General features: G+C 66.8%; 3 protein-coding genes. 1 reads left to right on the forward strand and 2 read right to left on the reverse strand.

All coding sequences use genetic code 11. The features are described from left to right. Positions 1 to 272: 272 nt before the first annotated feature. The gene (locus ACWCQK_RS42470) at positions 273 to 644 is read left to right on the forward strand and encodes a peptidoglycan-binding domain-containing protein (protein WP_451164616.1); all 372 of its coding nucleotides are present in this window, start codon (positions 273 to 275) and stop codon (positions 642 to 644) included. Between the two features lie 51 nt (positions 645 to 695). Here ACWCQK_RS42470 and ACWCQK_RS42475 read toward each other — a convergent pair whose 3' ends face one another. Continuing rightward, entirely contained in the window at positions 696 to 956 is a 261-nt protein-coding gene (locus ACWCQK_RS42475; protein ID WP_451164618.1) for a DUF418 domain-containing protein, read from the reverse strand. Between the two features lie 198 nt (positions 957 to 1154). Beyond that, positions 1155 to 1445: an Atu4866 domain-containing protein gene (locus ACWCQK_RS42480; RefSeq protein WP_451164620.1), complete on the reverse strand. Its 291-nt coding sequence runs from the start codon at positions 1443 to 1445 to the stop codon at positions 1155 to 1157. Between the last annotated feature and the right edge of the window lie 212 nt (positions 1446 to 1657).

The raw sequence follows: 1657 nt of genomic DNA on the forward strand, positions 1-1657 counted from the left end.
GTTGTGAGCCGGGGCGGGGCCGCGCGTCGCGGTGGGGAAGAAGAGGCGTGTCGCGCCTTCCGGGTGACGGGGTGACACGCTTCCCCGGTGCCGGGTCGCTGACCCGCCCGTGTGCCGCGTGACGGTGCGGGCCTGGGCGTCGTTGGCAGGGCTATGCCGGCGTTGCCGTGGACCGCAACGCGCGAGCGTTGTTGCCTGTGGGGATAATTGGAGAGCATCAATCGCCCTCACGCCGAACCGCTCCAAGTGGCGGCCGGTCCGGAAGGAGCGGTATGGAACAGCGCAGACTGGTCACTCTGGGTGCGGCGCTGTGTACCGTCGCAGTACTAGGCCTGAGCGTGCCACATGTCGCCGCAGCCGTGCCCCATCAGTGTTCCTACCTCTCGTCGGCGTCGCGGCCTACGGTTACGTACGGTGACACCGGTGGGGCGGTCAAGCAGGCGCAGTGTCTGAGCAACGCATGGGGTGGGCAGCCGCCCAAGCTCGCTCTCGACGGGGTTTTCGACTCGGTCATGCTGCAGAAAATCGAGTGGATTCAGGGCTGCCACGGCCTGCCGGCAAGCGGCCTCATCGAGGGCCGCACCTGGCAGGTCCTGTACCACCCGGCTCTGGACTGCTATAACGCCTATCAGCGGGCCAGGTAACAGACGCGACAACCGCGTTCCTCATGTCCCTCGCCTCGCCGCTGCAGTCAGCTACCTGACGAACTGCGCGGGACCGGTCGCCACACGCAGCAGGTGCTCGAAGGGGCCGCGGCGGAAGAAGCGCACCCATGCAGTCGCAGCGAGTGTGGCTGCCGCGATGAAGCCCAGCAGTACCGGCAGCGCCAGCATCGTCTCGTCCTCCACAACGGCCATCGGCCAGACATCGGTCAGAAGCCACAGGGCGGCGATGTGCAGGACGTACGCGGTCAGTGCCATCATGCCGACCGCAGCCACAGGAGCGGCGATGCGCATGAGGCGCGGCATTCAGCCAGCGGCAGCCAGGCACCCGGCCACCATCACGAGCGCGATTCCGGTACTGCCAACAATGGAGAAGGTGCCAGGCAGTGCAGACCGTGCGGGGGAGTTGTGGCCCGACGTCGTCCTGCTCGACATCCGGATGCCCGACGTCGACGGCCTCAGCATCCTGCCGTCCTCATCGAGAGACCTTAGCTATGGTCGGCTTTCCCTCCCGGGGCGTGCGTCGCCTACGCGGTACAGCACCAGATGCTCGTGGTAAAGGACACCGTCACGGATGTCACCGGTAGCGGTGAAGCCGGTGTCGTCGACGTAGTCGAGGTGGTTGCCGGTGACGGTGTAGTTGCCCGTGTAGGCGCTCGGCCGGTTGCCCCGGGCTTCGTCGTAGCGGCCGTTCGGCAGCAGTTCCTGGCGGATGAATCCATCGGCGGTCACCCACATTCCGACGTACGGGTGCGGTTCGCGGAGCGTGTCGTTGCTGGTCATGCCTCCACGATCGGTCCAGCATCCGGTGGCAACCAGGCCGCAGTCTCCCCAGGTGAGGGCTTCCTGGGTCCGGCGCACCCGGCATCACGAGGCAGTCGGATCGTGGGTGCCCGACACCTAGTAGGGCTTGGTCAGGTTCGTATGGGTGTGGGTATGTTGCGGTGGCAGGTGGGGCAGGCGCCGGTCCAGAGGGCGAGGAGTGTCTGCAGCTC

Source organism: Streptomyces sp. NPDC002306 (assembly GCF_053593435.1).

Bases quoted from the DNA above. Each gene is read 5' to 3' on its own strand.
- ACWCQK_RS42470 (WP_451164616.1), top strand. From the start codon at position 273: ATGGAACAGCGCAGACTGGTCACTCTGGGTGCGGCGCTGTGTACCGTC.
- ACWCQK_RS42475 (WP_451164618.1), bottom strand. From the start codon at position 956: ATGCGCATCGCCGCTCCTGTGGCTGCGGTCGGCATGATGGCACTGACC.
- ACWCQK_RS42480 (WP_451164620.1), bottom strand. From the start codon at position 1,445: ATGACCAGCAACGACACGCTCCGCGAACCGCACCCGTACGTCGGAATG.